Genomic DNA, 26,143 nt, shown 5'->3' on the forward strand with positions numbered 1-26,143 from the left:
GCACGTCCGCGTTCCCGGCCGCCAGCCACTCATTGGCGCGCCGGGCCTCGGTGAGCTGACGGCACTGCTCGGCAAACCCCGGCGCGGACCCGCGGCCCGGCTTCCAGTGCGCGTGCTGCTCGACGGCAAGGTTCCAGACGTACCTCGCGTGCGCGCAGTGCAGCAGCATCTGCCGCACCTGCCCGCCCGTCGGGTACATCCGAAACCGCGCCATGCCGCGAACGTAGGCCACACGTTCCACGGCCGCGCACAACATCGATCACCATCACCCATGCGAGTGACCACCCCACCCACTGCCGGCCGCCAGCCGCGGGCCCCAGGACCTCGGCGTCCCGTCGCCACCGCCCGTCCGTGGCCACCCTCGGCATCCCGGACGACGACGCCGGATCGCCCTGACGGCGACCCGGCCATCCCTGCCCCGCACCACGGGAGCGGGCATTCACCCCGGCCCCGAAGGACCGGGCACCCCGCCCGAAAGCCAGGTGGAACCACCGGTCGTGAGCAGCAGCACCGCTCGCCGCCCGGTGAGCGCGGCCTCGTCGAAGAGTCCGTGGTCGCCGCCGAAGACCCCGCCCATCGCGAAGACCCGGTCGACCCAGCCCTTCAGGACGGCGGGCATCGAGAACCACCACAGCGGGAACGAGAGCACGAGCAGGTCGGCGGTGAGCAGTCGATCAAGATGGGACCTGACGACCGCGTCGAGCGTCCCGTCCTTGACGGCGCGCAGCTGCTCGGCCTGGGGCTTGAACGGCACGCTCGCGGAGGGAAACTCGTCACGGTCCAGAACGGGCGCCCATCCCTCGGCGTAGAGGTCCAGATGGTCGACCGTGTAGCCGGCCTCACCCAAGGCCCGGACCGCCGTCGCGGCTTGGGCGGAACTGAAGGAGTCGGGCTCGGCGTGGGCGTGAACGATCAGGGCGCTGCGTGCAGGCGTGGTCGGCATGAGGCCATCATATCGACATACCTCGATGCGTCGATCAGATGGTGGTTCCGATCGATTCCGCGAGCTGGGCGATGCGGCTCTCGTCGCGCCGGTAGTGGGTCCACTTCCCCACGCGGGTGGAGGTGACAAGCCCCGCGCGTTCGAGCGTGCTCATATAGCTCGAGACGGTCGACTGAGCGAGCCCGGCCCTTGCCTGAATGTGCGTCACGCACACCCCGACAGCGGTACGGTCCGCGATGGGCTCGTACTCGGCGAAGTGCACCTCGGGATCCTTCAGCCACCGCATGATCTGCAGACGGGCCGGGTTCCCGAGAGCCTTGAGCGTCTCGATCAGTTCATCCGCGTCGAGACCCGCCTCCGCGGCCATCCGCCACCCCTCTCACCAGACGGTCCAGACGGTCCAGACGGTCCAGACGGTCCTACAAACCACGATATCTCGATACACAACGGCCCAGCTGCTTTCCGGGCCCCGGTCGACGGCGTCGGCATGGTCGCCCGGCCAGGCGATCTCACGATGCAGCCAGGACCCGGGCCGGTGACGCGTCCGGCACGGTCGCGCATCTCGCGCTCGGACTCGACCCGGGCGACGACGCGCCCGCCGAAGCCCCGACGGTCCGCGTCCGCGAGCCCGTACACGTCGAGGAAGGTGCGCAGGAGGGCCAGTCGGCGGTCCAGGTAGCCGTCGACGTCGGTGCCGAGCAGCCACAGCCGGGCGACGTGGGCGAGGTCACGCGTGCGGGGTCCGGGGTCGCGGGGCGCCCGGCACGACACCGCGTCGGGCGCTCCGCGCCGCTCAGGTCGCCGTGCAGCTCACGCTCGGCACTCCGCCGCCTCCCGGTGCCCCGCCGAAGCCGAAGCTCGCCGAACCACCCGTCGGGACAGCCCCGTTGTGGGCGGCGTTGGCGGCCGTCACCGTCGCGGCGGTCTGGGTGTACGACGCGTTCCAGATGCTGGTGATCTGCTGCGCGCCGCTCCAGGTCCAGGTCACCTTCCATGAACCGATCGCCGTCGTACCGGTGTTGGTGACCTTGACCTCCGCGTTGAAGCCGCTGCCCCAGTCGCTGGTGGTCGTGTAGGCGGCGGAGCAGGAGGCCGTGGTCCCGCCGCCTCCGCCGCCGCCCCCGGTACCGGTTCCGGGGAAGCCCGGGGCCTTGACCGACGCCAGGTAACCGTCCTTCACCGTGTCGACCGTCTGCCAGTCGTCCTTCAGGATCCCGCCCGTGTCACCGGAGTTGGGGTTCCAGGACCAGAAGGTCCAGTGGAAGGAGTCGGCGCCGTACGTCGAGGTCGGGCGGAGGTAACTCACCAGCGCGGCCAGCCACTTCTGGTCCACCGTCGAGGCGAGCGTCGTACCGAACTCGCCCACCCACACCGGCGCGATGTTCTGCTTGAAGATGTAGCCCCAGTACTTGTCCCAGATCCCGGGCATGTTGGCGGGGAAGGTGGGGTCGCTGAACCAGCTCTGCTGGGCGACGCTGGTGGCGTAGTCGTGGGCGGAGTACACGACCCGGTTGGCCACGTTGAGCTGGACCGGGTACTGGGCCACGCCCATCAGGTTGCCGCCCCACCAGCCGGAGACGCCGTTGAAGGTCTGCACGCCCTCGACGAAGACCAGCAGGTCCGGGTTGACGGAGAGGACCGCGTTGCCGGCGCGCTGGGCGGCCAGGCGCCAGTCGGTGGCGGTGTCGCCGCAGCCCCAACAGGCGGGGTCGTGGGGCTCGTTGTGCAGGTCGATGCCGATGACCGTGGGCTGGCCGGCGTAACGGGCCGCCAGGGACTTGAGGTTGGTGATCCATGTCGACTCGGGGACGGCGGCCGTGTACCAGAGGGCCGACTGGCCGCCGGCGTCCGGGCGGTGCCGGTCGAGGATGACCTTCAGGCCGTCCTGACCGGCGTACGACACGATCTTGTCGAGGATGCCGAGCGGGCCGAGGCCCTGGAGGTCGGCGTTCTTGCCGCTGCTGAAGTCGATGCTGTTGGGGACGGTCGAGCTCTTGAAGATGTCGTCGCTGTACGGGATGCGGATGGTGTTGTAGCCCAGCGACTTCATCTGGTCGATCATGCTCTTGTAGTCGCGGGACCAGAGGCCGTGGACCACGTAGTTGCCGGTCTCGAAGCCGAACCAGTTGATCCCGGCGATCCGGACCGGCTGACCGGCCGCGTCGAGGAGCTGCCGGCCGCTGGTGTGCCAGTAGCCGACACCGGGATCGGCCACGGCGTCTGCCGTCTGCGCGCCGGCCAGCGGCAGCAGGAGCGCGGCGCTCAGTGCGCACAGCACCCTTCTGAGGGTGAGGAACATGTCGTTGTGTCCTCTCGGGGGCGCGGGTCCGGAACTATGGGAGCGCTCCCATACACCACGCACCCCCCAGAGAACTGACTCTTCATGACCGCGTCAAGGTGCACGGCAACGCCTCAGGGGCCAGGATTCCCCTCACCGGCCCAGCCGGCGGAACCTCCCCACCGCCAGCGGCAGGAAGATCGCTGTCAGGATCACCGGCCATACCCCCGCCATCAGCAGTGCGTGCTGTTCGATCCAGGAGTCGGCGCCGCCGCCCGGGGTGCCGAAGAGTTCGCGGGCTGCCGACGCCGTGGAGGAGATCGGGTTCCACGCGGCGACGAAGCCCAGCCAGTCGGGCATCAGTTGGGGTGCGACGTAGATGCTGGAGATCATGGTCAGCGGGAAGGCCACCGCGAACAGACCGCCCGCCGCCTCCGGGTTGGGCACCAGCAGCCCCAGCCACACCCCGACCCAGATCAGCGCGAACCGCAGCCACAGCAGGAGACCGAACGCGGCGAGGAAGCCCCAGCCCGCGTCCGGGCGCCAGCCCATGGCCAGCGCGGTGAGCATCATGATGACCAACTCGGCGCAGGCGACCAGGAGATCGGTCATCCCGCGCCCGGCGACCACGGCCGAGGACGCCATCGGCATGGAGCGGAACCGGTCGGTGACGCCCCTGATGGAGTCGTACACCACGACCGTCGCCGTGTTGATGAAGCCGAACGCCATCGTCATCACGAACATCCCCGGCATCAGGAAGTCCCGGTAGTCCCCGCCGCCGGGCACGGTCATCGCGCTGCCGAAGACATAGCCGTACAGCAGCACGGAGACGATCGGGAAGCCCAGCTGCCAGGCCACGTTGACGGGTTGGCGCCGGTAGTGGGTCAGGCCCCGGCGGACAATGTTCCAGCAGTCGGACAGCAGCCAGTACACCTGGCCCCGGGCGCTGTCGGCCGTAGTGGTGCTGTCGGCCGTAGTGGTGCCGCTCATGCCGCTTCCTCCGTCCCGATGGTCTCCGTGCGGTGTCCGGTCAGGCGCAGGAACACGTCGTCGAGGCTCGGTCTGCGCAGTCCGATGTCCTCGGCACGGACACCCTCGTCGCGCAGGGCGCGGGCCACCTCGGTCAGTGCGGCCACCCGGTCGGTCACCGGGGCGTGCACCCGCAACCCGCCCTCGTCCGACTCGGGTTCGCCGTCCGCGACCCGGGCGACCACCTTCACCACGGCCGGCATCTCGGCCCGCTCGGCGACCACGACCTCGATGCGGTCGCCGCCGACGGCGTTCTTCAGGCCGTCGGGGGTGTCGTCGGCGATGGCCCGGCCCCGGTCGATGACGGTGATGCGGGAGGCCAGCCGGTCGGCCTCCTCCAGGTACTGGGTGGTGAGCAGCACGGTCGTGCCGCCCGCCACCAACGCCCGGACGGAGTCCCAGACTTCGCCCCGGCCACGGGGGTCGAGTCCCGTCGTCGGCTCGTCGAGGAAGAGGACGGCCGGGGCGAGGATCATCGATGCGGCGAGGTCGAGCCGGCGCCGCATGCCGCCGCTGTAGTCGCCGACGCCCTTGTCGGCGGCGTCGGTGAGGTCGAAGCGTTCGAGCAGTTCGGCGGCGCGCGCCCTGGCCCGTTTCCCGCCGAGGTGGAACAGCCGCCCGAACATCTCCAGGTTCTGCTGGCCGGTGAGCACCTCGTCCACGGCCGCGTACTGCCCGGTGAGTCCGATCCGGGCCCGTACCTCGCCCGGCCGGCGGGCCACGTCGAGCCCTGCCACCTCGGCGCGACCGCCGTCCGGCCGGACCAGCGTGGCCAGGATCCGTACGGCGGTGGTCTTGCCGGCGCCGTTCGGCCCCAGCAGTCCGTGGACGGTCCCCTCCCGGACGGCCAGGTCGAAGCCGTCGAGGGCGCGTTTGTCGCCGTAGCGCTTCTCCAGGCCTTCGGCGCGCACCGCGTATGAGTCGGTCATCAGTTCCCCTCCCTGGTGACTGAGTAACTGGGTACACCGTACCCGAATACGCGTACGCCGTACCCAGTATTTTTCCCGGAACTAAGCTGCGCACATGACGAGCGGTACGGAGACCAGCGGCGCCGGGGACATCAACCGCACCCTCGAGCTGCTGTGGGACACCGGGCGGCGGCCCGGGCGCGGCCCCAAGCCGGGGCTGACCCTGGAACGGATCGTGGAGGTGGCGGTCGAGGTCGCCGACCGCGACGGCATCGCCGGGGTGTCGATGCGCCGGATCGCCACGGAGCTGGGCACGGGCGCGATGTCCCTCTACCGGTACGTCCCCGGCAAGGCCGAACTGCTCGACCTGATGCTGGACCGCGTCCAGCGCCCCTCCGAGGACCCCGCCGACCTCGGCGACGGCAGCTGGCGCTCCGCCCTGGAGGTGATGGCCCGCGGCACTCTGGCCCTCTACCGCCGCCACCCCTGGCTGCTGGACATCAACCAGTCCCGCCCGCTGCTCGGCCCGGCGGCGCTGGACGGCATGGAGAAGGTGCTCACCCGCATCCGCCCGATGGGCCTGGAGGACCCCGAGCTGGTCTCGGCGGTCATCATGGTCGACGGGTACGTCGTCGGGGCCGCGCGCACACAGGTCTACCAGGAGGCGGCCGAGCGCACCTCCGGCATGACGACCGCCGACTTCTACGCGGCCCAGACCCCGTTCCTGGCGAACGTCATGACCTCGGGCCGCTACCCGGTCCTGTCCTCCCTCGCCGAGGACACCTGGAGCCCGGCCTTCGACCACTTCGAGTTCGGGCTCCAGCGGATCCTGGACGGGCTGGAGGTCCTGGTCACCACCCGCTCGCGGGCGTGACGTACGGGCTCAGTCGCGGCGCAGCAACCGCCGGAAGCCGAACAGCGCGGCGGCGACCGCCACGACGGCGAGCGCGCCGAGCTTGACGCCCCCGGAGGCCACCGAGGAGCCGCCGGAATCGCCCGAGTCCGAGGAACTCCCGCTCCCGGAGGGCGACTTGTCGGCCGAACCGCCGTCGGGAGCGTCCTCCGCGACCACCTCGCTGCCGGTCCCCTCGCTCCCGTACATGAGCTTGCTGCCGTCCGCCGAGTAGCTGACGGACTCCCCCTGCCGCTGCAACGGCACCTCGAGCCGGCCCTTGCGCTCGATGTCACCGCCGTTCCAGTCGTAGTAGATGCCGCCGAAGTAACCGCGTACGGCGAGCTGGGTGCCGTCCGGGGAGAAGGCGGCGTCGGTGGCCCACAGGTCGACCGTCGCGACCGGCTTGAAGACGTTCTTCCCGGGCTTCGCGGAGGGGGTGAGGGTCGCCGGCCCCTCGTACAGATGCCCCCCGTCCTCCTTCTTGTCGATGATGTACACGCGGCCGGTCCTGGGGTGGACGATGAGCGACTCGGCGTCGCGCGCGCCGTCCGAGTACGTCACGACGTACTGCGTGGCCCGGATCGTCTGGTCGGTGAGCTTCTTCGGCTCGGGCAGCTTGTAGATCCAGACGTACGGCCACTTGCCGCCGAGGTTGTCGCCTATGTCGCCGACGTAGATCTGGTTGTCCGGCCCCATCGAGATGGCCTCGACGTCACGCGGGCTGCCGATGCCGGTGAGGGTGAGCCGGGCGACCGTCTTCCCCGTCGCGCTGTCGACGGCGTACAGGTACGGCCCGTCGTCGCTGTCGTTGTGCGTCCAGTAGACGCCGGGGTGCTGACGGGAGGCGGCGAGGCCGCTGGACTCGGTTATGCGCGGGTCCTCGATGGTGAAGCCCTTGTCCCCCTCGGCAGCGGAGGCGGGCACGGCGGCGGCGGGGATGGCGAAAGCGCCCACGAGCAGGGCCGAGGCGAGAAGGGCGAAGGGTCGGCGCATGCTCCCAAGCCTGCCATCCCGCCCGCCTGTTCCGGCGGCGACGGGCGCGGGGGCCGCCGTGGCCGGGCTCACACACCGTCGCGCCACGCGATCCGTCATGATCCCGCATCATGAGCGGATGCTCAGGTTCATGCCCGTAGGCGACTCGATGACGATCGGCAGCTCGGGCGATCACACATGGCGGTACCGCGTATGGCACCACCTGTGCGCGACCTACGGCGGCCCGTTCACGCTGGTCGGCCCGCGCGAGACGCTCTACGACAAGTCGACGGACACCCCCGACTCGTACGCGTACGCCGACCCCGACTTCCCCCGCGGCCATCTGGCCGGCTGGGGCGAGGGCTGGCAGCACATGGTCCCGCTGATCGGGGACGCGGTACGCCGCTCCCGGGCGGACGTGCTCCTGGTCTCCCTGGGCCTGATCGACCTCGGCTTCTACACGGACGCCGAGCAGACGGCGCGGAACGCGCGCGCCTTCGCGGCGGAGGCCCGGACCGTGAACCCGCGCATCCGCATGGTCTGGCTACCGGTGATCCCCAACGTCCGCGCCGCGAACGACGAACCCTTCGCCGCCCAGGTCGGCGCCTTCAACGAACTCCTGGCGAAGGCGGCCGCCGACCTCGACGAGCGCACGTCCCCGCTGCTGCTCGCCTCGGTCCCGGAGACCTGGGACATCCACACCGACACCTACGACGGCACCCACCCCAACGCGGGCGGCGAACACAAACTGGCGGCGGCCTTCGCGGACGCGATGGACCAGGCGTGGGGGCTGGGCGGACCGTACGGGGGCTGATACGGAGGGGGCTGCAACGCTGCGTGGCCCTGTCCCGTGCGTATCGTTGTACTGCGCGGCGGCACTCGTGCATGGGGCCGCCGGGGAGGAGCGCCACGATGACCGTCACTGAGGACAGGATCACGATGGCCGAGGAGAGCGGCGAGCTGACTCTGGACGTCATGTTCGAGTGGCTCGAGAAGATGCCCGTCCCCGAGGGAACGAAGGTTGAGATCGTCGGGGGAAACATCTTCATGTCACCGCAGTGGCAGAATCACTGGGAGATCATCTCGGCCGTCTTCGAGCAGCTGCGAGACAAGTACCCTCGCAAGCGGCTCGCATCCGACGTGCGTATCGACTTCCCTGGTCACCTCAACGGCTTCGCATGCGACATGGCGGCCATGGCCGAGCGCTCGGTGAAGGACAGCAAGGGACGCTGGCGCTACCAGGACGTCGAGTTCGTGGCCGAGGTCATCTCCAAGGACACGGCAGCGAACGACTACGGGCCGAAGAAGCTCGCCTATGCCACCGCCGAAGTCCCGGTCTACCTCATCGCCGACCCCTACAAGGGCCGGTGCTACCTCTACACCCACCCCAAGGAAGGCGACTACGTCACGAGGACGAAGGTCGACTTCGGCGACGACATCGACCTCACCGGCACAGTCGTCGACCTCACCCTCAAGACCGACGACTTCCCCCGCGACTGATCCCCCTTGCCTAGAGCCCACTCCAAGACGTTGGCTTGGGTGTCATGAAGTACACGCAGCTCGGACGTACCGGACTCAAGGTCAGCCGACTCGTCCTCGGCACCATGAACTTCGGCCCGCAGACCGACGAGACCGACTCGCACGCGATCATGGACTCGGCACTGGCGGCCGGCATCAACTTCTTCGACACCGCGAACGTGTACGGCTGGGGTGAGAACAAGGGCCGTACCGAAGAGATCATCGGCAACTGGTTCGCGAAGGGCGGCGAACGGCGCGACAAGGTCGTCCTCGCCACCAAGGTCTACGGCAACATGGCCGCCGACGGCGATGCCTGGCCCAACCACGACAAGCTCTCCGCGCTGAACATCCGGCGGGCCGTCGACGCGTCGCTGAAGCGGCTCCAGACCGACTACATCGACCTCTACCAGTTCCACCACATCGACCGCTCCACTCCCTTCGAGGAGATCTGGCAGGCGATCGACACCCTCGTCCAGCAGGGGAAGATCCTCTACGTCGGGTCGTCCAACTTCCCCGGCTACAAGATCGCCCAGGCCAACGAGGCCGCCGCCCGCCGTGGCGGCACCATCGGGCTCGTCAGCGAGCAGTGCCTGTACAACCTCGCCGAGCGGCGCGCCGAGATGGAGGTCATCCCGGCCGCCGAGGACTACGGCCTCGGTGTCATCCCGTGGTCGCCGCTGCACGGCGGGCTGCTGGGCGGCGTGATCAAGAAGGAGGTCGAGGGCGGGCGCCGGGCGAGCGGCCGGGCCGCCGACACCCTCGCCAGCCCCGCAGGGCGCGCGCAGATCCAGGCCTACGAGGACCTGCTGGAGAAGCACGGCATCGAGCCCGGCGAGGCCGCCCTGGCCTGGCTGCTCACCCGCCCCGGTGTGACGGGCCCGATCGTCGGCCCGCGCACGGCGGAGCAGCTGGACTCGGCGATCCGCGCGGTCGAGCTGGAGCTGAGCGAGGAACTGCTGACCGGCCTCGACGAGATCTTCCCGGGCCCGGGCCCGTCGCCGGAGGCATTCGCCTGGTAAACACCGGAGAACTCTCAGGGGCGCGGGGCCGTGTCACTTCGCGGCTCCGCCCCCGGGCGCGACCGGCCGCGGCTCCCCGCTCCTACTTACCGACCGCCGACGCCACCGCAACGACAACGAACAACAACACAAGCGCACCGGCCATGATCCGGTTCCGGGTCTTCGGGTCCACGGGTCGAGCCTAACCGGCCCCGCCGAGCGCCCAGCGCCCGGTCGGTTCATAGCGGGGCTGCTCCCCCGGAACCCCGGACCGCGGCAGGTTGCTGCGCACCAGCACCAGCTCCCCCACCGTCCAGGTACGCCCGGCGAAAGCGTCCAGCACGTCGAGGTACGGCCCCACGTCCACCGCCTCCCGGCTGCGGGCCAGCGTCAGATGGGCCTTGTAGCGGCGGTGCTCGCCGAGGTCCAGGCCGGCCTTCCGCGCCGCCGCCTCCGCCCGGTCGGCCAGCAGACGCAGGGCGGGCACATCCCCGGCCGCCCCCGCCCACAGCGCCCGACCGTGCCCGAACTGCCCCCCGCCCCGCACGGCCAGCTCGAAGGGGGCGCTCCGGCGCGCGGCCCGCTCCAGCCGTGCCGACAGCTCCGGTACGACGTCGTCGTCGACCTCGCCGTAGAACGCGAGCGTGAAGTGCCAATTAACGGCTCCGCCGTGGGGCCAGCCGGGGCGGCCGGTCCAGCGCAGCCCGTCCGCACCGGGCAGCGCGCGCAACCGCTCGACCTCGGCGGCGAGTTCGTGGGCGATGTCCTCCGGTGGCAGCACGGCGGCGAAAAGTCTCATGCCCCGATTCTCCCCGCGCCTGCATGATGGGCCGCATGCAGATCACGATCAGGGACGGCGGGCCGGACGACATCCCCGCGATACTCGGCATGCTCGACAGCTGCGTGGAGTGGCTGGTCGGACAGGGACGCCCCCGGCAGTGGGGGACACAGCCGCTGTCGGAGCGGCCGACGACCGTGGAGTCGGTCGCCCGGTACGCGGACGAGGGCACGGTGTACATCGCCGAGGCGAACGGCGTACCGGCAGGGACACTGACCCTCACCGACGCGCCCGGCGCCTATCTCTCCCACCTCCGGCCGCCCGGCGAGCCCGAGCGGTACATCCACTGGCTCGCCTCCGACCGCCGCTTCAAGGGCTACGGCGTCGGTGCCGCGCTGCTCGCGCACGCCGCCGAGGAGACCCGGCGGGCGGGCGTCGGCCTGCTGCGGGTCGACTGCTACGCGGGGGACGACCGTAAGCTCGTCGCCTTCTACGAGGCGAACGGGTTCACGCCGACGGAGGCGTACACCAGCCAGGGCGACTGGCCGGGGCAGGTGCTGGCCCGGAGGGTGTAGTCCCCCCCAAGCGCCCTCGGTCACCCCCCCCAAGCGCCCCTCGGTCAGGCCACGCTCACCAGCTTGTCGCTCTCCTTCGGGACGACCCGCACCCGTGGGTGCCCGCCGTGCCAGCCCACCGCCAGCCGCCAGCCGCCGACGCGGGCCAGCACCAGGCCGATGGTGAGGGCGGCGGTCGCGGCGATCGCGCCGCCGACCGCGAGGCCGGCCCGGACGCCGTACGCATCGGTGATCCAGCCCGCTATCGGCGCGCCCACGGGGGAGCCGCCGAGGAAGACCATCATGTAGAGAGCCATGACCCGGCCGCGCATGGCCGGGTCGGTGCCCATCTGGATGCTGGTGTTGGCGGTGACGTTGATCGTCATGCCGAACATGCCGATCGGGGCCATGAGCAGGGCGAACAGCCAGAGGGTGGGGGCTGTCGCGGCGACGATCTCCACCGCGCCGAAGGCCACCGCCGCCGCGATCATCACCCGCATCCGGGCCGTGCCGCGCCGCGCCGCGAGGAGGGCGCCGGCCAGGGAGCCGACCGCCATGAGGGTGTTGAAGAGGCTGTAGCTGCCGGCGCCGGCGTGGAAGACGTCGTCGGCGAAGGCGGAGAGGTAGACGGGGAAGTTGAAGCCGAAGGTGCCGATGAACCCGACCAGGGTGATCGTCCAGATCAGGTCGGGGCGGCCGGCGACGTAGTGCAGGCCCTCGCGCAGCTGGCCCTTGGCGCGGGGCGCGCGCTCGACGGCGTACAGCTCGCGTGCCCGCATCAGCAGCAGACCGGCGATGGGGGCGACGAAGGACAGGCCGTTGGCGAGGAACGCCCAGCCGGTGCCCACCCCGGTGATCATCACGCCGGCGACGGCGGGGCCGACCAGCCGGGCCGACTGGAAGTTCGCGGAGTTGAGGCTGACCGCGTTCTGGAGCTGCTCGGGGCCGACCATCTCGGAGACGAAGGACTGGCGGGCCGGGTTGTCGACGACGGTCGCGAGGCCGACGGTGAACGCGGCGAGGTAGACGTGCCAGACCTGGACGTGTCCGGAGAGGGTGAGCAGGGCGAGCGCGATGCCGGTGACACCCATCATCGTCTGGGTGAAGAGCAGCGTGCCGCGCCTGGGCAGACGGTCGACGAGGACTCCGCCGTAGAGGCCGAAGAGGAGCATCGGCAGGAACTGCAGGGCCGTGGTGAAGCCGACGGCGGTCGCGGAGCCGGTGAGGCTGAGGACCAGCCAGTCCTGTGCGATGCGCTGCATCCAGGTGCCGATGTTCGAGACGACCTGGCCGGCGAAGAACAGACGGTAGTTCCGGACCTTCAGCGAGCTGAACATCGATGACCTCGACGGTCCGGAGCGGGGGGTGGGCGGGGTGTCGGGGGTCTTCGGTGCGGGTGCGGAAGCTGCTCCGGGTCCCGTACTCAACAGGGTCGCCTCCTCGGTATTGCCTACAGGTGTGCGAGTTTCTCCAGCACGGGGGCGGCGGCGCGCAGTTTCGCCCACTCGTCCTCGTCGAGGCCGTCGACCAGGGTGGCCAGGAAGGCGTTCCGCTTGCGGCGGCTCTCCGCGAGCATGGCCTCGGCCTGCTCGGTCTTGGTGACGACCTTCTGGCGCCGGTCCTCGGGGTGCGGCTCCAGCCGGACCAGGCCCTTGGCCTCCAGAAGCGCCACGATGCGGGTCATCGACGGCGGCTGGACGTGCTCCTTGCGGGCGAGTTCTCCCGGCGTGGCGCTGCCGCAGAGGGAGAGGGTGCCGAGCACCGACATCTCGGTCGGGCTCAGCGACTCGTCGACCCGCTGGTGCTTGAGCCGGCGGGACAGCCGCATCACGGCGGATCTCAGCGAGTTCACGGCGGCAGCGTCGTCGCCATGGGTCAGGTCAGGCATGTCTTTAACATAACTCATTACTCTCGCTAAAGACCACCGGAACGCACCCCGAGTGCCCGTGAGACCCGCCACTGAATCCCTTTATCACTCATACGGGTGATATGAGCGCGGAACGTCACCCATTACCCCGAACCATGCCGCGACCCTCGTACTCATGGGGACCAGTGTGCTCAGCCTGCGGATAGACGGGGAGCTGCTCGAGCGGCTCCGGCACCATGCGGCCAAGAGGGGGATGAGCGTCCAGGACTATGTCGTCCAGACGCTCATCCGGGACGACTTCGACGAGCGGTTCCAGGCCGCCGTCGAGGAGACGGAGAAGTTCTACGGGCTCACATGAGATGTGATCGCCTCTGATCGCCTCGTAAGCTGTGCGGTATGGCCGCGTTTTTCTCGGGTTTCTCGGGACCCCTCAAGCACGAGGCGCCGGAGCCCCTGGAGGGCCCCGTGGTCGCCACCATCACCGGCGGCACGATCGTCTGGTTCGTCCTCTTCCTCGTCCAGCTCCCCTTCTACGGCTGGTTCGACGACCACGGTCATCTGTGGTGGCTGTGGACCTGCCTGGCGGGGGGCGGGCTGGGGCTCCTCGGCATCTGGATCGTCCGCAGACGGGACGCGGCGATCAAGCGGGCCGCCGCCCACGAATAGTCGCGCTACAACCACCGCACTATTCCCGTCCTCCCCAGGTCGGATCTTCGGCGTCCTCGATGGGTGAACCCCCAAATCCGCACGTACCGTCGATTCCATGACGGATATCGACGCGCCCGCCACCCAGCGGCCGGCAGCGACCGGACTCACCGCCACCGAGGTCGCGGATCGCGTCGCGCGCGGTCAGGTCAACGACGTACCCGTGCACAGCAGCCGGTCGATCGGCGAGATCGTCCGCGCGAACGTCTTCACCCGGTTCAACGCCATCATCGGCATCCTGTGGCTGATCATGCTCGCGGTCGCACCCATCCAGGACAGCCTCTTCGGCTTCGTGATCCTCGCCAACACCGGGATCGGCATCCTCCAGGAGTGGCGGGCGAAGAAGACCCTCGACTCCCTCGCCGTCATCGGGGAGGTCCGGCCGACCGTGCGCCGCGACGGGGCCGCGGTCGTGGTCGCCACCTCCGAACTCGTCCTCGACGACGTCATGGAGTTCGGCCCCGGCGACAAGGTGGTCGTGGACGGGGTGTGTGTCGAGGCCGACGGCCTGGAGATCGACGAGTCGCTGCTCACCGGCGAGGCCGACCCGGTCGTGAAGCGGCCCGGCGACCAGGTCCTGTCAGGCAGCTTCGTGGTCGCCGGCGGCGGCGCCTTCCGCGCCACGAAGGTCGGCCGCGAGGCCTACGCCGCGCAGCTCGCCGAGGAGGCCTCCCGGTTCACCCTCGTCCACTCCGAGCTGCGCTCCGGCATCTCCACCATCCTCAAGTACGTGACGTGGATGATGGTCCCGGCCGCGATCGGTCTGGTCATCACCCAGCTGTTCGTGAAGAACAACGATCTCGGGGACTCCGTCGCGCGCACCATCGGCGGCATCGTGCCCATGGTGCCCGAGGGCCTGGTGCTGCTCACCTCCGTCGCCTTCGCCATCGGTGTGATCCGGCTGGGCCGCAAGCAGTGCCTGGTCCAGGAACTCCCGGCGATCGAGGGCCTGGCCCGCGTCGACACGGTCTGTCTGGACAAGACCGGCACCCTCACCGAGGGCGGCATGGACGTCACGGAGCTGCGCGCCCTGGACGGCGCCGACGAGACGTACATACGCCGGGTACTCGGCGCCCTCGGCACGTCCGACCCCCGCCCCAACGCCTCCCTCCAGGCGATCATCGACGCCTACCCGGACGGCGAGGACTGGCGCCGCACCGGGTCGCTGCCCTTTTCCTCCGCCCGCAAGTACAGCGGGGCGAGCTTCAGCGAGGAGAACGGCGAGAGCGGTACCTGGCTGCTGGGCGCCCCCGACGTCCTGCTGACCGACGGCGACCCGGCCCTCACCGAGACGGAACGGCTGAACGAGCAGGGCCTGCGCGTACTGCTCCTCGTCCGGACCGCCCGCGGCCTGGACGATCCCGACGTCGCCAAGGGAGCGCGGCCGTTCGCCCTCGTCGTACTGGAACAGCGGCTGCGGCCGGACGCGGCCGACACCCTGCGCTACTTCGCCGAGCAGGACGTCCACGCCAAGGTCATCTCCGGCGACAACGCGGTGTCGGTGGGGGCGGTCGCCGCCAAGCTGGGCCTGAAGGGCAGCACGGTGGACGCGCGCCGGCTGCCCGCCGAGCGGGAGGGAATGGCGGCCGCCCTCGACGACGGCACGGTCTTCGGCCGGGTCACCCCGCAGCAGAAGCGGGACATGGTCGGCGCGTTGCAGTCGCGGGGGCACACGGTCGCGATGACGGGGGACGGCGTCAACGACGTCCTGGCCCTCAAGGACGCGGACATCGGCGTGGCGATGGGCTCGGGTTCGGAGGCGACGCGGGCGGTGGCCCAGATCGTGCTCCTCAACAACAGCTTCGCGACGCTGCCGTCGGTGGTGGCGGAGGGCCGCCGGGTCATTGGCAACATCACGCGGGTGGCGACCCTGTTCCTGGTGAAGACGGTCTACTCGGTGCTGCTCGCGCTGCTGGTGGTCTGCTGGGGGGTCGAGTACCCCTTCCTCCCCCGCCACCTGACCCTGCTCTCCACCCTCACCATCGGCATCCCGGCCTTCTTCCTCGCCCTCGCCCCCAACAAGGAGCGGGCCCGGCCGCACTTCGTGCGCAGGGTGATGCGGTACTCGATCCCGGGCGGGGTGGTGGCGGGCGTGGCGACCTTCGTGACGTATCTGATCGCCCGTCACGAGTACGTGGGCGAGGGCTCGTTGGACGCGGAGACCAGCGCCGCGACCCTCACCCTGTTCCTGATCTCCATGTGGGTCCTGGCGATCATCGCCCGCCCCTACACCTGGTGGCGGGTGCTGCTGGTGGCCTCGATGGGCGTGGCGTTCGTGGTGGTGCTGATGGTCCCCTGGCTCCAGGAGTTCTTCGCGCTGAAGCTGGTAGGGGTGACGATGCCGTGGATCGCGGTCGGCATCTCGGTGGTTGCGGCGGTCGCCCTGGAGATCATGTGGAAGTGGGTCGACCGCCGCTTTCCCGTCTAGCGGTTGCGCTGCTTACTTCACGTCGATGAAGTCGGCGGCGGAGTTCACGGCCGGGGTCGTGGTCGTACCGGCGAAGACGTAACGGAAGTAGCCGTCGGCGGAGGCCTTGACGGTGGTCTTCAGGGCACCGGTGGAGCTGGTCTTGATGGTCTTGACCGTGCTCCAGGCGGTGGCGCCCGTCTTCTTGAACTGCAGCTTCACCGGCTGGGTCGAGTAACCGGCGAACTTGTACGTGTCCCAGTTGGCGCGGCTCAGCTTGCCGGTGACCGTGATGGTCTTGCCCTTCTTCACCGGCTCCGGGGTGGCGTCGGTGGTGAGCTTGGACTGGCGCTGAACCTTGGTGGTGCCGAGGTTGCCCTGGGTGGTGAAGCCGAAGGTGGTGGTGTCGACGGCGATGGCCGCGATCTTCCACGTGCCCGCGTCGGCGTTGGTGAGCTGCTCGTTGACGTCGTTGGGCTTCGGCCGGAGCTGGATGGTGGCCTTGCACTTCAGCACCGTCGAGGACCCCGCCACCGCCGTGCAGGTGCCCTCGTTGTCGCCGCTGAGGATCTTCTGGTTCGAGTCGGGGTCGACCGTGGCGCCCCGGTAGAGACCCGGACCGGTGATGAACGAGCTGGCCTTGAGGGCCGCGGGCTTCGTGACGGTGTAGGTCGCGCTGACCGTGACCTTGGACGTGGGGCCGACCACGATGTTCTTGCCGCCGTTGATCTTCATGTTGGAGAAGGTGACGGCGGGCCCGGCCGGGGCGGCGGGAGCGGCCTGCGCGGCCGGCACGGCGAGGGCGGAGAGGGCGACGGCGCCGGTGGCGGCGACGACGAGGGCGCGTATGCGCATGTGCGTAACTCCAGATGGAGGAGTGCTGTTCGGAGTCTCTTGACTCTGCAAGTGAGATCCGTGACAGGTGTGGTGAGTTGTACGAAAAGAGGTAAGAAAGACTTCGGTGGGCTTCTTACTTCACGTCGACGAAGTCGCCCGCGGCGCTGACCGCCGGGGTGGTCGACGTCCCCGCGAAGCTGTAGCGGAAGTAGCCGTCCTTGGCCGCCTTGACCGTGGTCTTCAGGTTCCCGGTCGAGTTGGTCTTGATCGTCTTCACGGTGGTGTAGGTGGTGCTGCCCTTCTTGCGGAACTGCAGCTTCACCGCCTGGCCCGTGTAGCCGTGGTACTTGCCGTCGTCCCAGTTGGCCCGGGACAGCTTGCCCGTGACAGTGATGGTCTTGCCCTTCTTCACCGGCTCGGGGGAGGCGTTGACCGTGAGCTTGGAGAAGCGCTGGAGCTTGGTGGTGGCGAGGGGGTACTGCTCGGCGTAGCCAACCTTGCTCCAGTCGACATCGCCGGGATCGGGGTCCTGGCCGTTCCAGTCCAACACGTACCCGGCAGCCTTCCAGCCGGTGGCGTCGGCGTTGGTCAGTTCGTCGGTCGGGTAGATATCTATGGTGCCCTTGCAGTTGGCCACCGTCGCCGAGACCTTGGTGCAGACTGGCCACTCGTCGCCGGCCAGGAAGAATCCGTCCTCGTCGTCGTAGTCACCCCGGTAGAGCGCAACGTCCTTCCAGACGTCGTCCGCGGTGAAGTCGATGTCCGCGGCGTGCGTGACCTTGTACGTCACTGGGACGCTCACGTGGTTGGTGGTGCCCACGACGATCGGCTTGCCGTTGTTGACCTTCACACCGGAGAACTTGACGTCCAGCGGGTCAGAAGTGTCGGCGGCGCTGGAGAACGCACTGTTCCCGGAAACCGCCTGCCGCGCCTTCTGCACGGCCGCGTGGGCATCGGCCGGACCGACCGAGCCGGTGTCCCCGGCCTGTGCGACCGGCACGGCGAGGGCGGAGAGGCTCAGTGCGCCGCTGAGGGCGACGACGGTGGCACGGATACGCATGGCTTTCCCCCGTGAATGAAGCGATCATGAGGCCTGTCGGCCCATTCGATGAGATGCACGGGGGATGTGAATGGTTGTACGAAGTTGTGAAGATTTTCGAGCCTGGAAGGCGACGCCATGATCATCCTTGTCACCCGCTACACGAAGGACGGCGACTTCCCCGACTCGACCATGGACGTCACCACGGCCGGCGCGGAGGCCTTCGCCGACCTGCTCGGGGTCCCTGCCGACACCCTGACCGAGGTCTATCCGCTGCGGCAGAAGCACGCCGAACGCTTCCAGCAGCTGACCGGCATCCCGCTCGACCTGGAGAAGTACGACTACTTCCTGGAACCCGGGGCGGACTGACGAAAGGACCAGGGGCCGCCCGGCAGGGCGGCCCCTGGTGCTCAGTCGAACCAGCGGTCGCGGGCCAGTTCCCCCGTGCGGGACGGGTCCTCCAGGAGGGCCGCCACCTCGAAGCGGCGGGGCCACTGGCGGGCTGCCCAGGCGAGGCCCGCGGCGACGCCCTCCAGGGTCGCGGCGTGCAGGGTGCCGTCGGTCGTCAGGCGCCAGTCGATCTCCACGCCGTCGACGACGAGTTCCTCGTGTTCGACGTAGGTGGCCGGGGTGCGGGGGCCCAGGAGGACACGGACCGAGTCCGGTACGTCGTGCTCGGTGCCCTCGGAGTCGACCGAGCCCGTCACCGACTCGCTCAGCCGGCGGACCTGGAAGAGTTCCGCCAACTCCGCCGCCTGTGCGGGGCGTACGGGGAGGAGGGGGACGCCCGAGGTGAAGGGGAGCAGGTCCGGGGAGTCCACCACCACCGCCTCCGCCGCGTCCACGACCTCCACCCGGCCGTCCACCACGGCGCGCAACTCGTCGGGGAGGGTCACCTGTTCGGGGTCCAGGGACGCCAAGGCGCTGTACAGCCCGTGCAGTTGGGCTGAGCCCACCGGGCGGTCGGGGTCCGCCAGGCGGTCCAGGAGTTCCGCCGCGCCGCCCGGCTCGTCGAGCAGGGCCGGGACGGACGTGCGGACGCCCAGGGCGCGCAGGACCTGTTCGTCGTCGAAGCCGGTCGCGTCGGCCTCGTCGTACAGGCCGTGCAGGAGCGGGTCCCCGCCGGAGGCCAGCAGGCCCGCCGGGCGGCGGCCGTCGAGGACCGGGTGCCCGCGCAGCCACCATGCGGTGTAGGGGCGGACGACCTCGTGGGTGCCGTCGGGGAGCAGGATGCGGACGGGCTGGGTGAGGGCGTCGCGCAGGGGCGGCTGGGCGAGGAGGGCGAGGGCCTCGGGCCAGCGGTCGTCGTCGACGAGGTCGAGGTCGCGGACGGCGACGAGTTCGGTGGCGACCGGGGGGACGGGGGAGTCCGGGAAGCGGTCGAGGATGTCCTCGCACCAGACGTCCACCGCGTCCAGCAGCCCCGCGTCGTCCGGCTCCGCGAAGTCGCCTTCGCGGGGCTCCAGTTCGTCGGGGTCGAGGACGACGTCCGTGGCACGGACGAGAGCGAAGTCGGCGAGGACGCCGACGGCGGCGAGCGGGCCCTCGCCCCACTTCTCCGCCAGGTCGGCGTCCACCGAGGCGAGTTCGTCCTCGCGGATGACGGACGCGAACGGGCTGCCGGGGAGGACGAGTTCGCCGGCCGGGACCAGTTCGCCGTCCTCGTCGGGGAGGGCAAGGGCGCCCAGCCACGGCTCGTCGCCCGGCTCCAGGCCCGCGTCACGGACGAGTGCGAGGACCGTGTCGGCGAGTTCCTCGGTGTCCGGGGTGTCCTCCTCCCAGGCCGCGCCGCCGTCGTCGTCGAGGGAGGCGGCCACGGCGGCCCGTACCTGGGGGGTCGTCAGGACCGCCCGGGGGGTGGCCGGCAGGGCGCCCAGCTTCTCCAGGAGGGGGTGCGCGGCGTCCGGGTGGGCGACCTTGAGCCCGAGGCGGGCGAGGACGTCGGGGTCGGCGCTCACCGCGTCCGGGGTGGGCAGGAGGACCTGGCGCGGGCCGATGGTCGTCCGGCCGTCGGCGAGCGGGACGGGGAGGCCGGAGAGACGGTCCGGGTCGACGCCCGCGAGGCTGTCGTAGAGGCGGTACCACCAGTCCGGGTCCTTCTCCAGGCCCGCGAGGCGGTCGATGGCGTCGGCGAGCGGGATGCGGGCGACGGCGAGGGTGCGCAGTTCGACTCGTCGTTCGAGTCCGGCCGGGAGGAGGGTCGGAAGCACCTCCGCCAGGACCCGTACGGTGTCGGCCCCGGCTCCCTCCACCACCTCGGCGTCGCGGGGGCGCAGGGCCTCGGGGAGCTGGAGTTCGTCGTCGTCCTCGACGGCGGCCGGGGTGACGGCCGGCGGCAGGAAGGCGGTGCGCGGGAGGCGGTCGAGGACGGCCGCCCGCAGTGCCCCGTCGAGTTCGCCCTTGCCCAGGGCCCCGGGCACGAGGTCGATGATGCCGGGCGTCACCGGGCGCCAGCCGGCGAGGAGTTCGGCGTACACGTCGGCCGCGCGCTGGACCAGGTGGTCGGTGAGCGGGCCGGGGGCGGCGTGCCGACGGGTCGTGTCGAGGGGGAAGGACGCGATGAGCAGGGCGGGCACGCCGAGGGGCTCGTCGCTGGGGGTGGGGGCGTGCAGGACGGGGGCCGTGCGGGGGTGCGCCGGGGCGCCGTCCTCGGACACGGGGACGGCCCAGGTGACCGACCAGTGCGGGCGCAGCCGTTCCTCGACCGGACGGTCGGCGAGCAGGCCGGGGGCGAGGGTCCCGTGCGCGGCGGCCGTACGCCAGCGGGTGACCCCGTCACGCGAATCCTCCACGACGGTCAGAGCGCCGTCGGCGGTGCGGCGCAGGGTCCTCGGGGCCGCGCCGCCCACCTCGATCACGACCTCCGCGAGGCCCGGCAGAGCGAGGATCAGGGCGTCGTCCACGGCGGCGAGGAGACGCTCGGCGAGGTCGGCCGCGCCCGCGTCCCGCAGCGGGAGGATGACCGCGGTGTCGTAGGGGTCGGGGGCGGTGCCCTCGGCGGCGAAGGGGAGCCGCAGAAGGGGCACATGGCCGTCCCGGCGGCGGATCTCGTCGCCGAGCCCGGGGCTGTGCCGGGCGGTCTCGGAGGCCAGCTCGCGGGCGGCGGCGAGGTCCCAGCGGACGCCGCCGTGCCGTCCGACGACGGCGGGCTCGTCGCTCACGGCGATGACGGCGGCGAAGCCGACGCCGAACCGGCCGACCGCCGCGGCAGCCTGCTGGGCGTCCCGCTTGGCGGAGGCGCGGAGGGTGGCGAGCGACTCGACGCCGGCGGCGTCGAGGGGAGCGCCGGTGTTGGCGGCGACGAGGACGCCGTCGCGGAGGGTGAGCAGCAGGCGGCCGGGGACACCGGCGCGGGCCGCCGCGTCGGCGGCGTTCTGCGCGAGCTCGACGACGAGACGGTCACGGTAGCCGCCGAGGACGAGGTCCTCCTCGGCGTTGGCGTCCTCGCGGAACCTGGCGGGGCTCGTCGCCCAGGCGTCCAGGACCCCGCGGCGCAGGCGGGCCGTACCGAAGGGATCAGCGCCCTCGGGTGCCGGCCGCACGAACTTGCTCACGTTCACTCTCCTCATCGGCGTGAGGACGAAGGTACCGCGAGGAAGGAGGCCGCCCTGCCCGGCCTAGGAGTGGCCCAGTTCCGCCGTCTCGTCGTCGGAGTCGAAGGCGGGCGGTACCGAGCCGGAGTCCGGTGCCGGGCGGAGCGGGAAGGGGTCCACCCTGGTCTCGTCGATCACCGGCGGAGCCACCTGCGGGGGTTTCGGCATGACCGCCGCCTCCGAGTGCCCGCCGCAGCCGTACGCCAGCGACACCACGCGTCCGTCGGCCGGGGAGAACTCGTTGGCGCAGACGCCGAAGGCCTGGCCGAGGGAGCCGCCGATGGCGGTGAGGAAGCCGCAGCTGACGCAGGTCGCCGGGGCCGCCTGGGCCATCGGCGTCTTGGCGCCGAAGGACTCCTCCCAGCGGTCGGCGGCGATGTGCAGGCCGTACCGGGACAGGACGCGGGCGCGACGCAGGCCCAGCTCCTCCGCGACCGCCGCGATCGAGCCCCGGGCGGGCACGGCGGGGGTCTGCGGGAGGGCCGTGGTCATCTCGGCGTCCTCGGCCTCCACCAGCTCGGCCATCTCCGCCGAGACCGGGGAGTTCGGCTGCGGCACCTCCTCGCCGGTCCAGCCGGGCTCCAGACGGAGGTCCTCGGCGTCGGTGGGGAGGAGGTCGCCGGGACCCATGTCGCCGGGGCGCAGCCGCTCGCTCCACGGCACCCACTCGGGAGCGAGGACGGCGTCCGGGCCGGGGAGGAGGACCACCTCGTCCAGCGTCACGGCCTTGGCGCGGGAGGCGCGGGCCACGGTCGCCGCCCAGCGCCAGCCCCGGTAGCCGAGTTCCTTGCACTCGAAGTAGTGCGTGACGACCCGGTCGCCCTCGGAGACGAGGCCCGCGTGCTCGCCGACCACGCCGGGCGCGGCAGCCTCCTCGGCTGCGGCGCGGGCGAGGTCGACTGCCTCGGCGCACAGGCGGTCAGGGGTGCGGCTTCGCGTGGTCGCTGCGCTCACAGGTATCGCTTCTCTCCTACGCCGTCTCTCGGGTGCGCCGGCCTGAAGGCGGCGGGTGCGGACGGAGCGGACCGGAGGACCGCGTCGACGTCCGCGCCCACTCGCGCTCGGGCGCACCTGCTGTCATCCATTCTGCGGGATGCCTGGGAGGCGCGCGGCCGAGAACGATCGCCACGGCGCGCTACGCACGCTACCCGGTCGCGAGCGTTCGGCCTACACCGACGGGACGTTTCTCCGCACCTGACCTCACCCGACCCACGTTATCCGCGCGGTAACCGCACTAGTCGCGCCTTTCTCGGGGCACTATGACGGGGTGGCAACCGCGAAAGCATCCCAAGGTGCCACCGGAACTGGTGGAGACAGCGGTTCGGGCCGGTTCGGCGGCTCCGTCCGCTCGGTCGGCCGTGCCCTGCACTTGCCGTTCACCGGCACCGCCCGCGGCATCAGAAAGGCCACGCACGCGCATGGCGCCGGGGAGTCCGGCCTGGGCCGGCTGATCGAACTGCACGCGGTCAACGGCGCCGGCGATGTCATGATCACCGTCGCCCTCGCCTCCACCGTCTTCTTCTCCGTGCCCACCGACGAGGCCCGGGGCAGGGTCGCCCTCTACCTCGCGATCACCATGGCGCCCTTCACGGTCCTCGCCCCGGTGATCGGCCCGCTCCTCGACCGGCTCCCGCACGGCCGCCGGGCCGCCATGGCGGGCGCGATGCTCGCCCGGGCGCTGCTCGCGCTGATCATCTCGGGAGCGGTCGCCACGGGCAGCCTGGAGCTGTATCCGGCCGCGCTGGGCGTGCTGGTCGCGTCGAAGGCATACGGCGTCGTACGCAGCGCCGTGGTACCCCGCCTGCTGCCACCCCGGTTCTCCCTGGTGAAGGCGAACTCACGGGTCACCCTCGGCGGGCTGCTCGCCACCGGGGTCGCCGCACCCGTCGGCGCCGGGCTGCAGGCGCTCGGTCCGCGCTGGCCGCTCTACGGCGCCTTCGTGATCTTCATCGCCGGGATGTTCCTGTCGTTCCGGCTGCCGCCCAAGGTGGACTCGGCCAAGGGCGAGGACGTGGCGCTGCTCGCGGCCGACGAGGAGCATCTGCACGGGCCGCACCTCCGGCCGGTGAAGCGCCCGGGCCTCAGGACGGTCGGCATCGCCGTCACGCACGCCCTGGGCGCCAACGCCGCGCTGCGCTGGCTGTCCGGATTCCTGACCTTCTTCCTCGCCTTCCTGCTGCGCGAACACCCGCTGACGGGGTCCAGCGCGGCCTGGTCGCTGGGCATAGTGGCGGTCGCGGCGGGCGTCGGCAACGCGTGCGGTACGGCGGTGGGGGCGTGGCTGCGTTCCCGGGCGCCGGAGATCATCATCGTGACGGTGCTGGCGATCGTGCTGGGTGCGGCGATCACGGCGGCCGTGTTCTTCGGCGCGTTCCTGGTGGCGTGTCTGGCGGCGACGGCGGGCTTCTGCCAGGCGCTGGCCAAGCTGTCCCTGGACGCGCTGATCCAGCGGGACGTGCCCGAGACGGTGCGGACCTCGGCGTTCGCGCGCTCGGAGACGATGCTCCAGATGGCCTGGGTGCTGGGCGGCGCGATCGGCATCGTGATGCCGCTGAACGGCACCCTGGGCCTGTGTCTGGCCGCCGCCGTGATCGCGCTGGGCTGGGTGACCACGGCCAGGGGACTGATCGGCTCGGCCCGCCACGGCGGGGCGGCCAAGCCCCGCGTGGCGTAACACACGGTGGCGCCGCCCCCCGCGTAGAGAGCGGGCCGGACACGCCCGATAGCCTTCGCCCCATGACCACGCTGCCCCGCGGCGAAGCCGCTGATGTACTACGTGTGCGACGCCGCCGCGCCGTCGCCGCCGCCGGCGCCGTATCCGCCGGACTGCTCGTCCTGTCGGCCTGCGACAAGCCGACGCCGCTGTCCACGATCACCGTCGGCCGCACCTCGGTCAGCTCCGAGGCGACCTGCGGCGGCGAGGGGGACGCCCTCCAGTCCGCGGCGCAGACGAAGTGCCTGGCCGACAAGGACATCAAGTCCATCAAGGTCGACCCCGACGAGACGGTCCGCTTCGGCGTCGACCCCGATGTCGCCGACAAGCGCTGGACGATCCTGATGAACGGTCAGCCGCTCACCGAGGACAGCAACAAGACGTACCGCACGATCCCGGGCAGCGTGTTCTTCAACGCCCAGTACGGCGCCCAGGGCGACTCGACGCTCGTCACCATCAAGGCGGGCGACGGCAAGAAGGACAGCCAGGCGGCGACCGGCCTGTGGTCGTTCAAGCTCGAGAAGGACGACTAGCCACGTCTCCCGACCGCATCCTCGTGGCCACCGCGGTCCCGGCCGAACGGGACGCGGTGGCAGGGGCGTTCGCGGAGCCCGCCCGGGAGGTGCGGCTGCCCGGCGTGACGCTCCACTGTCCCGACGCGGCCTACGACCTCCTCGCCGCCGGTGTGGGCCCCGCCCTCGCCGCCGCGTCCGTGTCCGCCGCGCTGACCGCCGCCGCGCTCGACGGCACGCCGTACGGCCTGGTCGTCTCGGCGGGCATCGCCGGCGGTTTCCCGCCGGAGGCGCCCGTCGGCTCCCTGGTCGTCGCCGACGAGATCACCGCCGCGGACCTCGGCGCGGAGAGCCCGCAGAGCCCGGGCGGCTTTCTGCCGGTCACGGAGCTGGGTTTCGGCACCGTCACCCACCGTCCGCCGAAGTCCCTCGTACGGGAGGTCTCGGCCGCCACCGGAGCCCGTACCGGCGCGGTCCTGACCGTCTCCACGGTCACCGGCACCGCCGCCCGCGCCGCCGTCCTGCGCGCCCGCCACCCGGGCGCCCTCGCCGAGGCCATGGAGGGCTTCGGGGTCGCCGAGGCCGCCGCCGCGCACGGCACACCCGTACTGGAGATCCGCGCGGTCTCCAACCCCGTGGGCCCGCGAGACCGCGCCGCCTGGCGCATCGGCGAGGCGCTGGCCGCGCTGACGGCTGCCTTCGGGAAGCTCGCACCCGTCCTGGAGAGTTGGAACCCCCATGACCACCACGAGTGAACCGCTGCGGATCGCGTACTCCCCCTGCCCCAACGACACCTTCGTCTTCGACGCCCTCGCGCACGGCCGTCTCCCGGGCGCCCCGGCGCTGGAGGTGACCCTCGCCGACATCGACGTCACCAACGGCATGGCCGAGCGCGGCGAGCTGGATGTCCTGAAGGTGTCGTACGCCGTGCTGCCGTACGTTCTCGACGAGTACGCGCTGCTGCCCTGCGGGGGCGCGCTGGGCCGGGGCTGCGGCCCGCTGGTGCTGACGCGCGAGCCGGGGCTCGACCTCACCGGCCGGACGGTCGCGGTGCCGAGCGAGACGTCCACGGCGTATCTGCTGTTCCGGCTCTGGGCGGCCGACACGGTCCCCGGCGGGGTCGGCGAGATCGTGGTCCTGCCCTTCCACGAGATCATGCCGGCCGTGCGGGACGGCAAGGTCGACGCGGGACTCGTCATCCACGAGGCGCGCTTCACGTACGGGAACTACGGGCTGCACAAGCTCGCCGACATGGGCGAGCACTGGGAGGCCACGACCGGGCTGCCGATCCCGCTGGGCGCGATCATCGCGAAGCGGGCGCTGGGCGCGGAAACCCTCACCCTGCTCGCCGAATCGATCCGGACCTCGGTACGGGCCGCGTGGGACGCCCCCGAGGTCTCCCGCCCGTACGTCATGGAACACGCCCAGGAAATGGATCCGTCGGTCGCCGACCAGCACATCGGCCTGTACGTCAACGAGTTCACGGCGGACCTGGGCGAGGACGGTTATGCCGCCGTACGCGGTCTGCTGACACGCGCGGCGGCCGAGGGGCTCGTACCGCCCCTCGGCCCGGACGCACTCGATTTTCCCTGAAGGC

General features: G+C 71.0%; 27 protein-coding genes. 13 read left to right on the top strand and 14 right to left on the bottom strand.

Annotated features, from left to right (window positions below; translation table 11 throughout):
• The 6 genes from ACFPIH_RS41390 to ACFPIH_RS41415 all read right to left on the bottom strand — a co-directional run.
• Window positions 1-214 (bottom strand): helix-turn-helix domain-containing protein (locus ACFPIH_RS41390; RefSeq protein WP_381183029.1); only part of this gene is annotated, 214 nt, incomplete at its 3' end.
• 225 nt (window positions 215-439) lie between these two features.
• Entirely contained in the window at window positions 440-943 is a 504-nt protein-coding gene (locus ACFPIH_RS41395; RefSeq protein WP_381183031.1) for an NAD(P)H-dependent oxidoreductase, read from the bottom strand.
• Between the two features lie 34 nt (window positions 944-977).
• The gene (locus ACFPIH_RS41400; protein ID WP_381183033.1) at window positions 978-1,310 is read right to left on the bottom strand and encodes an ArsR/SmtB family transcription factor; all 333 of its coding nucleotides are present in this window, start codon (window positions 1,308-1,310) and stop codon (window positions 978-980) included.
• 426 nt (window positions 1,311-1,736) lie between these two features.
• Window positions 1,737-3,242, bottom strand: a complete 1,506-nt coding sequence (locus ACFPIH_RS41405) for a cellulase family glycosylhydrolase (RefSeq protein ID WP_381183035.1) — start codon at window positions 3,240-3,242, stop codon at window positions 1,737-1,739.
• 132 nt (window positions 3,243-3,374) lie between these two features.
• Entirely contained in the window at window positions 3,375-4,211 is an 837-nt protein-coding gene (locus ACFPIH_RS41410) for an ABC transporter permease (RefSeq protein ID WP_381183037.1), read from the bottom strand.
• The gene (locus ACFPIH_RS41415; protein ID WP_381183039.1) at window positions 4,208-5,179 is read right to left on the bottom strand and encodes an ATP-binding cassette domain-containing protein; all 972 of its coding nucleotides are present in this window, start codon (window positions 5,177-5,179) and stop codon (window positions 4,208-4,210) included. Before ACFPIH_RS41415 ends, ACFPIH_RS41410 begins: the two co-directional genes overlap by 4 nt.
• Window positions 5,180-5,273: 94 nt before the next feature.
• Between ACFPIH_RS41415 and ACFPIH_RS41420 the strand changes: the two genes are divergently transcribed.
• Window positions 5,274-6,032, top strand: a complete 759-nt coding sequence (locus tag ACFPIH_RS41420; protein WP_381183041.1) for a TetR/AcrR family transcriptional regulator — start codon at window positions 5,274-5,276, stop codon at window positions 6,030-6,032.
• Window positions 6,033-6,041: 9 nt separating this feature from the next.
• On the opposite strand, the gene ACFPIH_RS41425 is transcribed toward ACFPIH_RS41420, so the two are convergent.
• Window positions 6,042-7,046 (bottom strand): TolB-like translocation protein, encoded by a 1,005-nt coding sequence (locus tag ACFPIH_RS41425; RefSeq protein ID WP_381183043.1) that lies wholly within the window; start codon window positions 7,044-7,046, stop codon window positions 6,042-6,044.
• 118 nt (window positions 7,047-7,164) lie between these two features.
• On the opposite strand from ACFPIH_RS41425, the gene ACFPIH_RS41430 reads away from it, so the two are divergent.
• The 3 genes from ACFPIH_RS41430 (at window position 7,165) to ACFPIH_RS41440 (ending at window position 9,562) form a co-directional block, all read left to right on the top strand.
• Entirely contained in the window at window positions 7,165-7,839 is a 675-nt protein-coding gene (locus tag ACFPIH_RS41430; RefSeq protein WP_381183045.1) for a GDSL-type esterase/lipase family protein, read from the top strand.
• 98 nt (window positions 7,840-7,937) lie between these two features.
• Window positions 7,938-8,525 carry a Uma2 family endonuclease gene (locus ACFPIH_RS41435; RefSeq protein WP_381183046.1) on the top strand — a complete coding sequence of 196 codons (588 nt, stop codon included), beginning with the start codon at window positions 7,938-7,940 and terminating at the stop codon, window positions 8,523-8,525.
• Window positions 8,526-8,569: 44 nt separating this feature from the next.
• Window positions 8,570-9,562 (top strand): aldo/keto reductase, encoded by a 993-nt coding sequence (locus ACFPIH_RS41440; protein ID WP_381183048.1) that lies wholly within the window; start codon window positions 8,570-8,572, stop codon window positions 9,560-9,562.
• A 181-nt stretch (window positions 9,563-9,743) separates the two neighbouring features.
• Here the strand turns inward: ACFPIH_RS41440 and thpR are convergent, their stop codons facing one another.
• On the bottom strand, window positions 9,744-10,340 hold the full coding sequence (thpR, locus tag ACFPIH_RS41445; RefSeq protein WP_381183050.1) for an RNA 2',3'-cyclic phosphodiesterase: 597 nt from the start codon (window positions 10,338-10,340) through the stop codon (window positions 9,744-9,746).
• A gap of 35 nt (window positions 10,341-10,375) precedes the next feature.
• Between thpR and ACFPIH_RS41450 the strand changes: the two genes are divergently transcribed.
• Window positions 10,376-10,894, top strand: a complete 519-nt coding sequence (locus ACFPIH_RS41450; RefSeq protein WP_381183052.1) for a GNAT family N-acetyltransferase — start codon at window positions 10,376-10,378, stop codon at window positions 10,892-10,894.
• Between the two features lie 44 nt (window positions 10,895-10,938).
• Here ACFPIH_RS41450 and ACFPIH_RS41455 read toward each other — a convergent pair whose 3' ends face one another.
• On the bottom strand, window positions 10,939-12,210 hold the full coding sequence (locus tag ACFPIH_RS41455; RefSeq protein WP_381183054.1) for an MFS transporter: 1,272 nt from the start codon (window positions 12,208-12,210) through the stop codon (window positions 10,939-10,941).
• Between the two features lie 113 nt (window positions 12,211-12,323).
• Window positions 12,324-12,761 carry a MarR family winged helix-turn-helix transcriptional regulator gene (locus ACFPIH_RS41460; RefSeq protein ID WP_381183056.1) on the bottom strand — a complete coding sequence of 146 codons (438 nt, stop codon included), beginning with the start codon at window positions 12,759-12,761 and terminating at the stop codon, window positions 12,324-12,326.
• Window positions 12,762-12,915: 154 nt separating this feature from the next.
• Here ACFPIH_RS41460 and ACFPIH_RS41465 point away from each other — a divergent pair, with 154 nt between their 5' ends.
• The 3 genes from ACFPIH_RS41465 to ACFPIH_RS41475 all read left to right on the top strand — a co-directional run bounded on the left by ACFPIH_RS41465 (window position 12,916) and on the right by ACFPIH_RS41475 (window position 15,873).
• Complete coding sequence (locus tag ACFPIH_RS41465) at window positions 12,916-13,098, top strand: ribbon-helix-helix protein, CopG family (RefSeq protein WP_359581242.1); 183 nt, start codon at window positions 12,916-12,918, stop codon at window positions 13,096-13,098.
• A gap of 38 nt (window positions 13,099-13,136) precedes the next feature.
• Window positions 13,137-13,406 (top strand): DUF2530 domain-containing protein, encoded by a 270-nt coding sequence (locus ACFPIH_RS41470; RefSeq protein ID WP_381183058.1) that lies wholly within the window; start codon window positions 13,137-13,139, stop codon window positions 13,404-13,406.
• A 97-nt stretch (window positions 13,407-13,503) separates the two neighbouring features.
• The gene (locus ACFPIH_RS41475; RefSeq protein WP_381183060.1) at window positions 13,504-15,873 is read left to right on the top strand and encodes a cation-translocating P-type ATPase; all 2,370 of its coding nucleotides are present in this window, start codon (window positions 13,504-13,506) and stop codon (window positions 15,871-15,873) included.
• Window positions 15,874-15,885: 12 nt separating this feature from the next.
• Here ACFPIH_RS41475 and ACFPIH_RS41480 read toward each other — a convergent pair whose 3' ends face one another.
• Together ACFPIH_RS41480 and ACFPIH_RS41485 are read right to left on the bottom strand one after the other, a co-directional pair.
• On the bottom strand, window positions 15,886-16,707 hold the full coding sequence (locus tag ACFPIH_RS41480) for a hypothetical protein (protein ID WP_381183062.1): 822 nt from the start codon (window positions 16,705-16,707) through the stop codon (window positions 15,886-15,888).
• A gap of 115 nt (window positions 16,708-16,822) precedes the next feature.
• Window positions 16,823-17,749: a hypothetical protein gene (locus ACFPIH_RS41485; RefSeq protein ID WP_381183064.1), complete on the bottom strand. Its 927-nt coding sequence runs from the start codon at window positions 17,747-17,749 to the stop codon at window positions 16,823-16,825.
• Between the two features lie 117 nt (window positions 17,750-17,866).
• Here ACFPIH_RS41485 and ACFPIH_RS41490 point away from each other — a divergent pair, with 117 nt between their 5' ends.
• On the top strand, window positions 17,867-18,097 hold the full coding sequence (locus tag ACFPIH_RS41490; protein WP_381183066.1) for a DUF7683 domain-containing protein: 231 nt from the start codon (window positions 17,867-17,869) through the stop codon (window positions 18,095-18,097).
• A 41-nt stretch (window positions 18,098-18,138) separates the two neighbouring features.
• Here the strand turns inward: ACFPIH_RS41490 and ACFPIH_RS41495 are convergent, their stop codons facing one another.
• Window positions 18,139-21,282, bottom strand: coding sequence for a sacsin N-terminal ATP-binding-like domain-containing protein (locus ACFPIH_RS41495; protein WP_381183068.1), 3,144 nt, complete (start codon window positions 21,280-21,282; stop codon window positions 18,139-18,141).
• A gap of 63 nt (window positions 21,283-21,345) precedes the next feature.
• Window positions 21,346-22,275, bottom strand: coding sequence for a DUF3027 domain-containing protein (locus ACFPIH_RS41500; RefSeq protein WP_381183070.1), 930 nt, complete (start codon window positions 22,273-22,275; stop codon window positions 21,346-21,348).
• A gap of 313 nt (window positions 22,276-22,588) precedes the next feature.
• Here ACFPIH_RS41500 and ACFPIH_RS41505 point away from each other — a divergent pair, with 313 nt between their 5' ends.
• The 4 genes from ACFPIH_RS41505 (at window position 22,589) to ACFPIH_RS41520 (ending at window position 26,139) form a co-directional block, all read left to right on the top strand.
• Window positions 22,589-23,995, top strand: coding sequence for an MFS transporter (locus ACFPIH_RS41505; RefSeq protein WP_381183072.1), 1,407 nt, complete (start codon window positions 22,589-22,591; stop codon window positions 23,993-23,995).
• Between the two features lie 62 nt (window positions 23,996-24,057).
• Window positions 24,058-24,567 carry a DUF2771 domain-containing protein gene (locus tag ACFPIH_RS41510; protein ID WP_381183074.1) on the top strand — a complete coding sequence of 170 codons (510 nt, stop codon included), beginning with the start codon at window positions 24,058-24,060 and terminating at the stop codon, window positions 24,565-24,567.
• 23 nt (window positions 24,568-24,590) lie between these two features.
• On the top strand, window positions 24,591-25,301 hold the full coding sequence (locus ACFPIH_RS41515; RefSeq protein ID WP_381183076.1) for a futalosine hydrolase: 711 nt from the start codon (window positions 24,591-24,593) through the stop codon (window positions 25,299-25,301).
• Window positions 25,285-26,139: a 1,4-dihydroxy-6-naphthoate synthase gene (locus tag ACFPIH_RS41520; protein WP_381183078.1), complete on the top strand. Its 855-nt coding sequence runs from the start codon at window positions 25,285-25,287 to the stop codon at window positions 26,137-26,139. Before ACFPIH_RS41515 ends, ACFPIH_RS41520 begins: the two co-directional genes overlap by 17 nt.
• Window positions 26,140-26,143: the final 4 nt, after the last annotated feature.

Source organism: Streptomyces vulcanius (assembly GCF_042653945.1).
GTDB lineage: Bacteria > Actinomycetota > Actinomycetes > Streptomycetales > Streptomycetaceae > Streptomyces > Streptomyces mangrovi.

Bases quoted from the DNA above. Each gene is read 5' to 3' on its own strand.
- ACFPIH_RS41435 (WP_381183046.1), top strand. From the start codon at position 7,938: ATGACCGTCACTGAGGACAGGATCACGATGGCCGAGGAGAGCGGCGAG.
- ACFPIH_RS41470 (WP_381183058.1), top strand. From the start codon at position 13,137: ATGGCCGCGTTTTTCTCGGGTTTCTCGGGACCCCTCAAGCACGAGGCG.
- ACFPIH_RS41480 (WP_381183062.1), bottom strand. From the start codon at position 16,707: ATGCGCATACGCGCCCTCGTCGTCGCCGCCACCGGCGCCGTCGCCCTC.
- ACFPIH_RS41460 (WP_381183056.1), bottom strand. From the start codon at position 12,761: ATGCCTGACCTGACCCATGGCGACGACGCTGCCGCCGTGAACTCGCTG.
- ACFPIH_RS41410 (WP_381183037.1), bottom strand. From the start codon at position 4,211: ATGAGCGGCACCACTACGGCCGACAGCACCACTACGGCCGACAGCGCC.
- ACFPIH_RS41440 (WP_381183048.1), top strand. From the start codon at position 8,570: ATGAAGTACACGCAGCTCGGACGTACCGGACTCAAGGTCAGCCGACTC.
- thpR (WP_381183050.1), bottom strand. From the start codon at position 10,340: ATGAGACTTTTCGCCGCCGTGCTGCCACCGGAGGACATCGCCCACGAA.
- ACFPIH_RS41420 (WP_381183041.1), top strand. From the start codon at position 5,274: ATGACGAGCGGTACGGAGACCAGCGGCGCCGGGGACATCAACCGCACC.
- ACFPIH_RS41415 (WP_381183039.1), bottom strand. From the start codon at position 5,179: ATGACCGACTCATACGCGGTGCGCGCCGAAGGCCTGGAGAAGCGCTAC.
- ACFPIH_RS41425 (WP_381183043.1), bottom strand. From the start codon at position 7,046: ATGCGCCGACCCTTCGCCCTTCTCGCCTCGGCCCTGCTCGTGGGCGCT.
- ACFPIH_RS41485 (WP_381183064.1), bottom strand. From the start codon at position 17,749: ATGCGTATCCGTGCCACCGTCGTCGCCCTCAGCGGCGCACTGAGCCTC.
- ACFPIH_RS41510 (WP_381183074.1), top strand. From the start codon at position 24,058: ATGACCACGCTGCCCCGCGGCGAAGCCGCTGATGTACTACGTGTGCGA.
- ACFPIH_RS41395 (WP_381183031.1), bottom strand. From the start codon at position 943: ATGCCGACCACGCCTGCACGCAGCGCCCTGATCGTTCACGCCCACGCC.
- ACFPIH_RS41455 (WP_381183054.1), bottom strand. From the start codon at position 12,210: ATGTTCAGCTCGCTGAAGGTCCGGAACTACCGTCTGTTCTTCGCCGGC.
- ACFPIH_RS41400 (WP_381183033.1), bottom strand. From the start codon at position 1,310: ATGGCCGCGGAGGCGGGTCTCGACGCGGATGAACTGATCGAGACGCTC.
- ACFPIH_RS41475 (WP_381183060.1), top strand. From the start codon at position 13,504: ATGACGGATATCGACGCGCCCGCCACCCAGCGGCCGGCAGCGACCGGA.
- ACFPIH_RS41450 (WP_381183052.1), top strand. From the start codon at position 10,376: ATGCAGATCACGATCAGGGACGGCGGGCCGGACGACATCCCCGCGATA.
- ACFPIH_RS41465 (WP_359581242.1), top strand. From the start codon at position 12,916: ATGGGGACCAGTGTGCTCAGCCTGCGGATAGACGGGGAGCTGCTCGAG.
- ACFPIH_RS41430 (WP_381183045.1), top strand. From the start codon at position 7,165: ATGCTCAGGTTCATGCCCGTAGGCGACTCGATGACGATCGGCAGCTCG.
- ACFPIH_RS41490 (WP_381183066.1), top strand. From the start codon at position 17,867: ATGATCATCCTTGTCACCCGCTACACGAAGGACGGCGACTTCCCCGAC.
- ACFPIH_RS41405 (WP_381183035.1), bottom strand. From the start codon at position 3,242: ATGTTCCTCACCCTCAGAAGGGTGCTGTGCGCACTGAGCGCCGCGCTC.
- ACFPIH_RS41520 (WP_381183078.1), top strand. From the start codon at position 25,285: ATGACCACCACGAGTGAACCGCTGCGGATCGCGTACTCCCCCTGCCCC.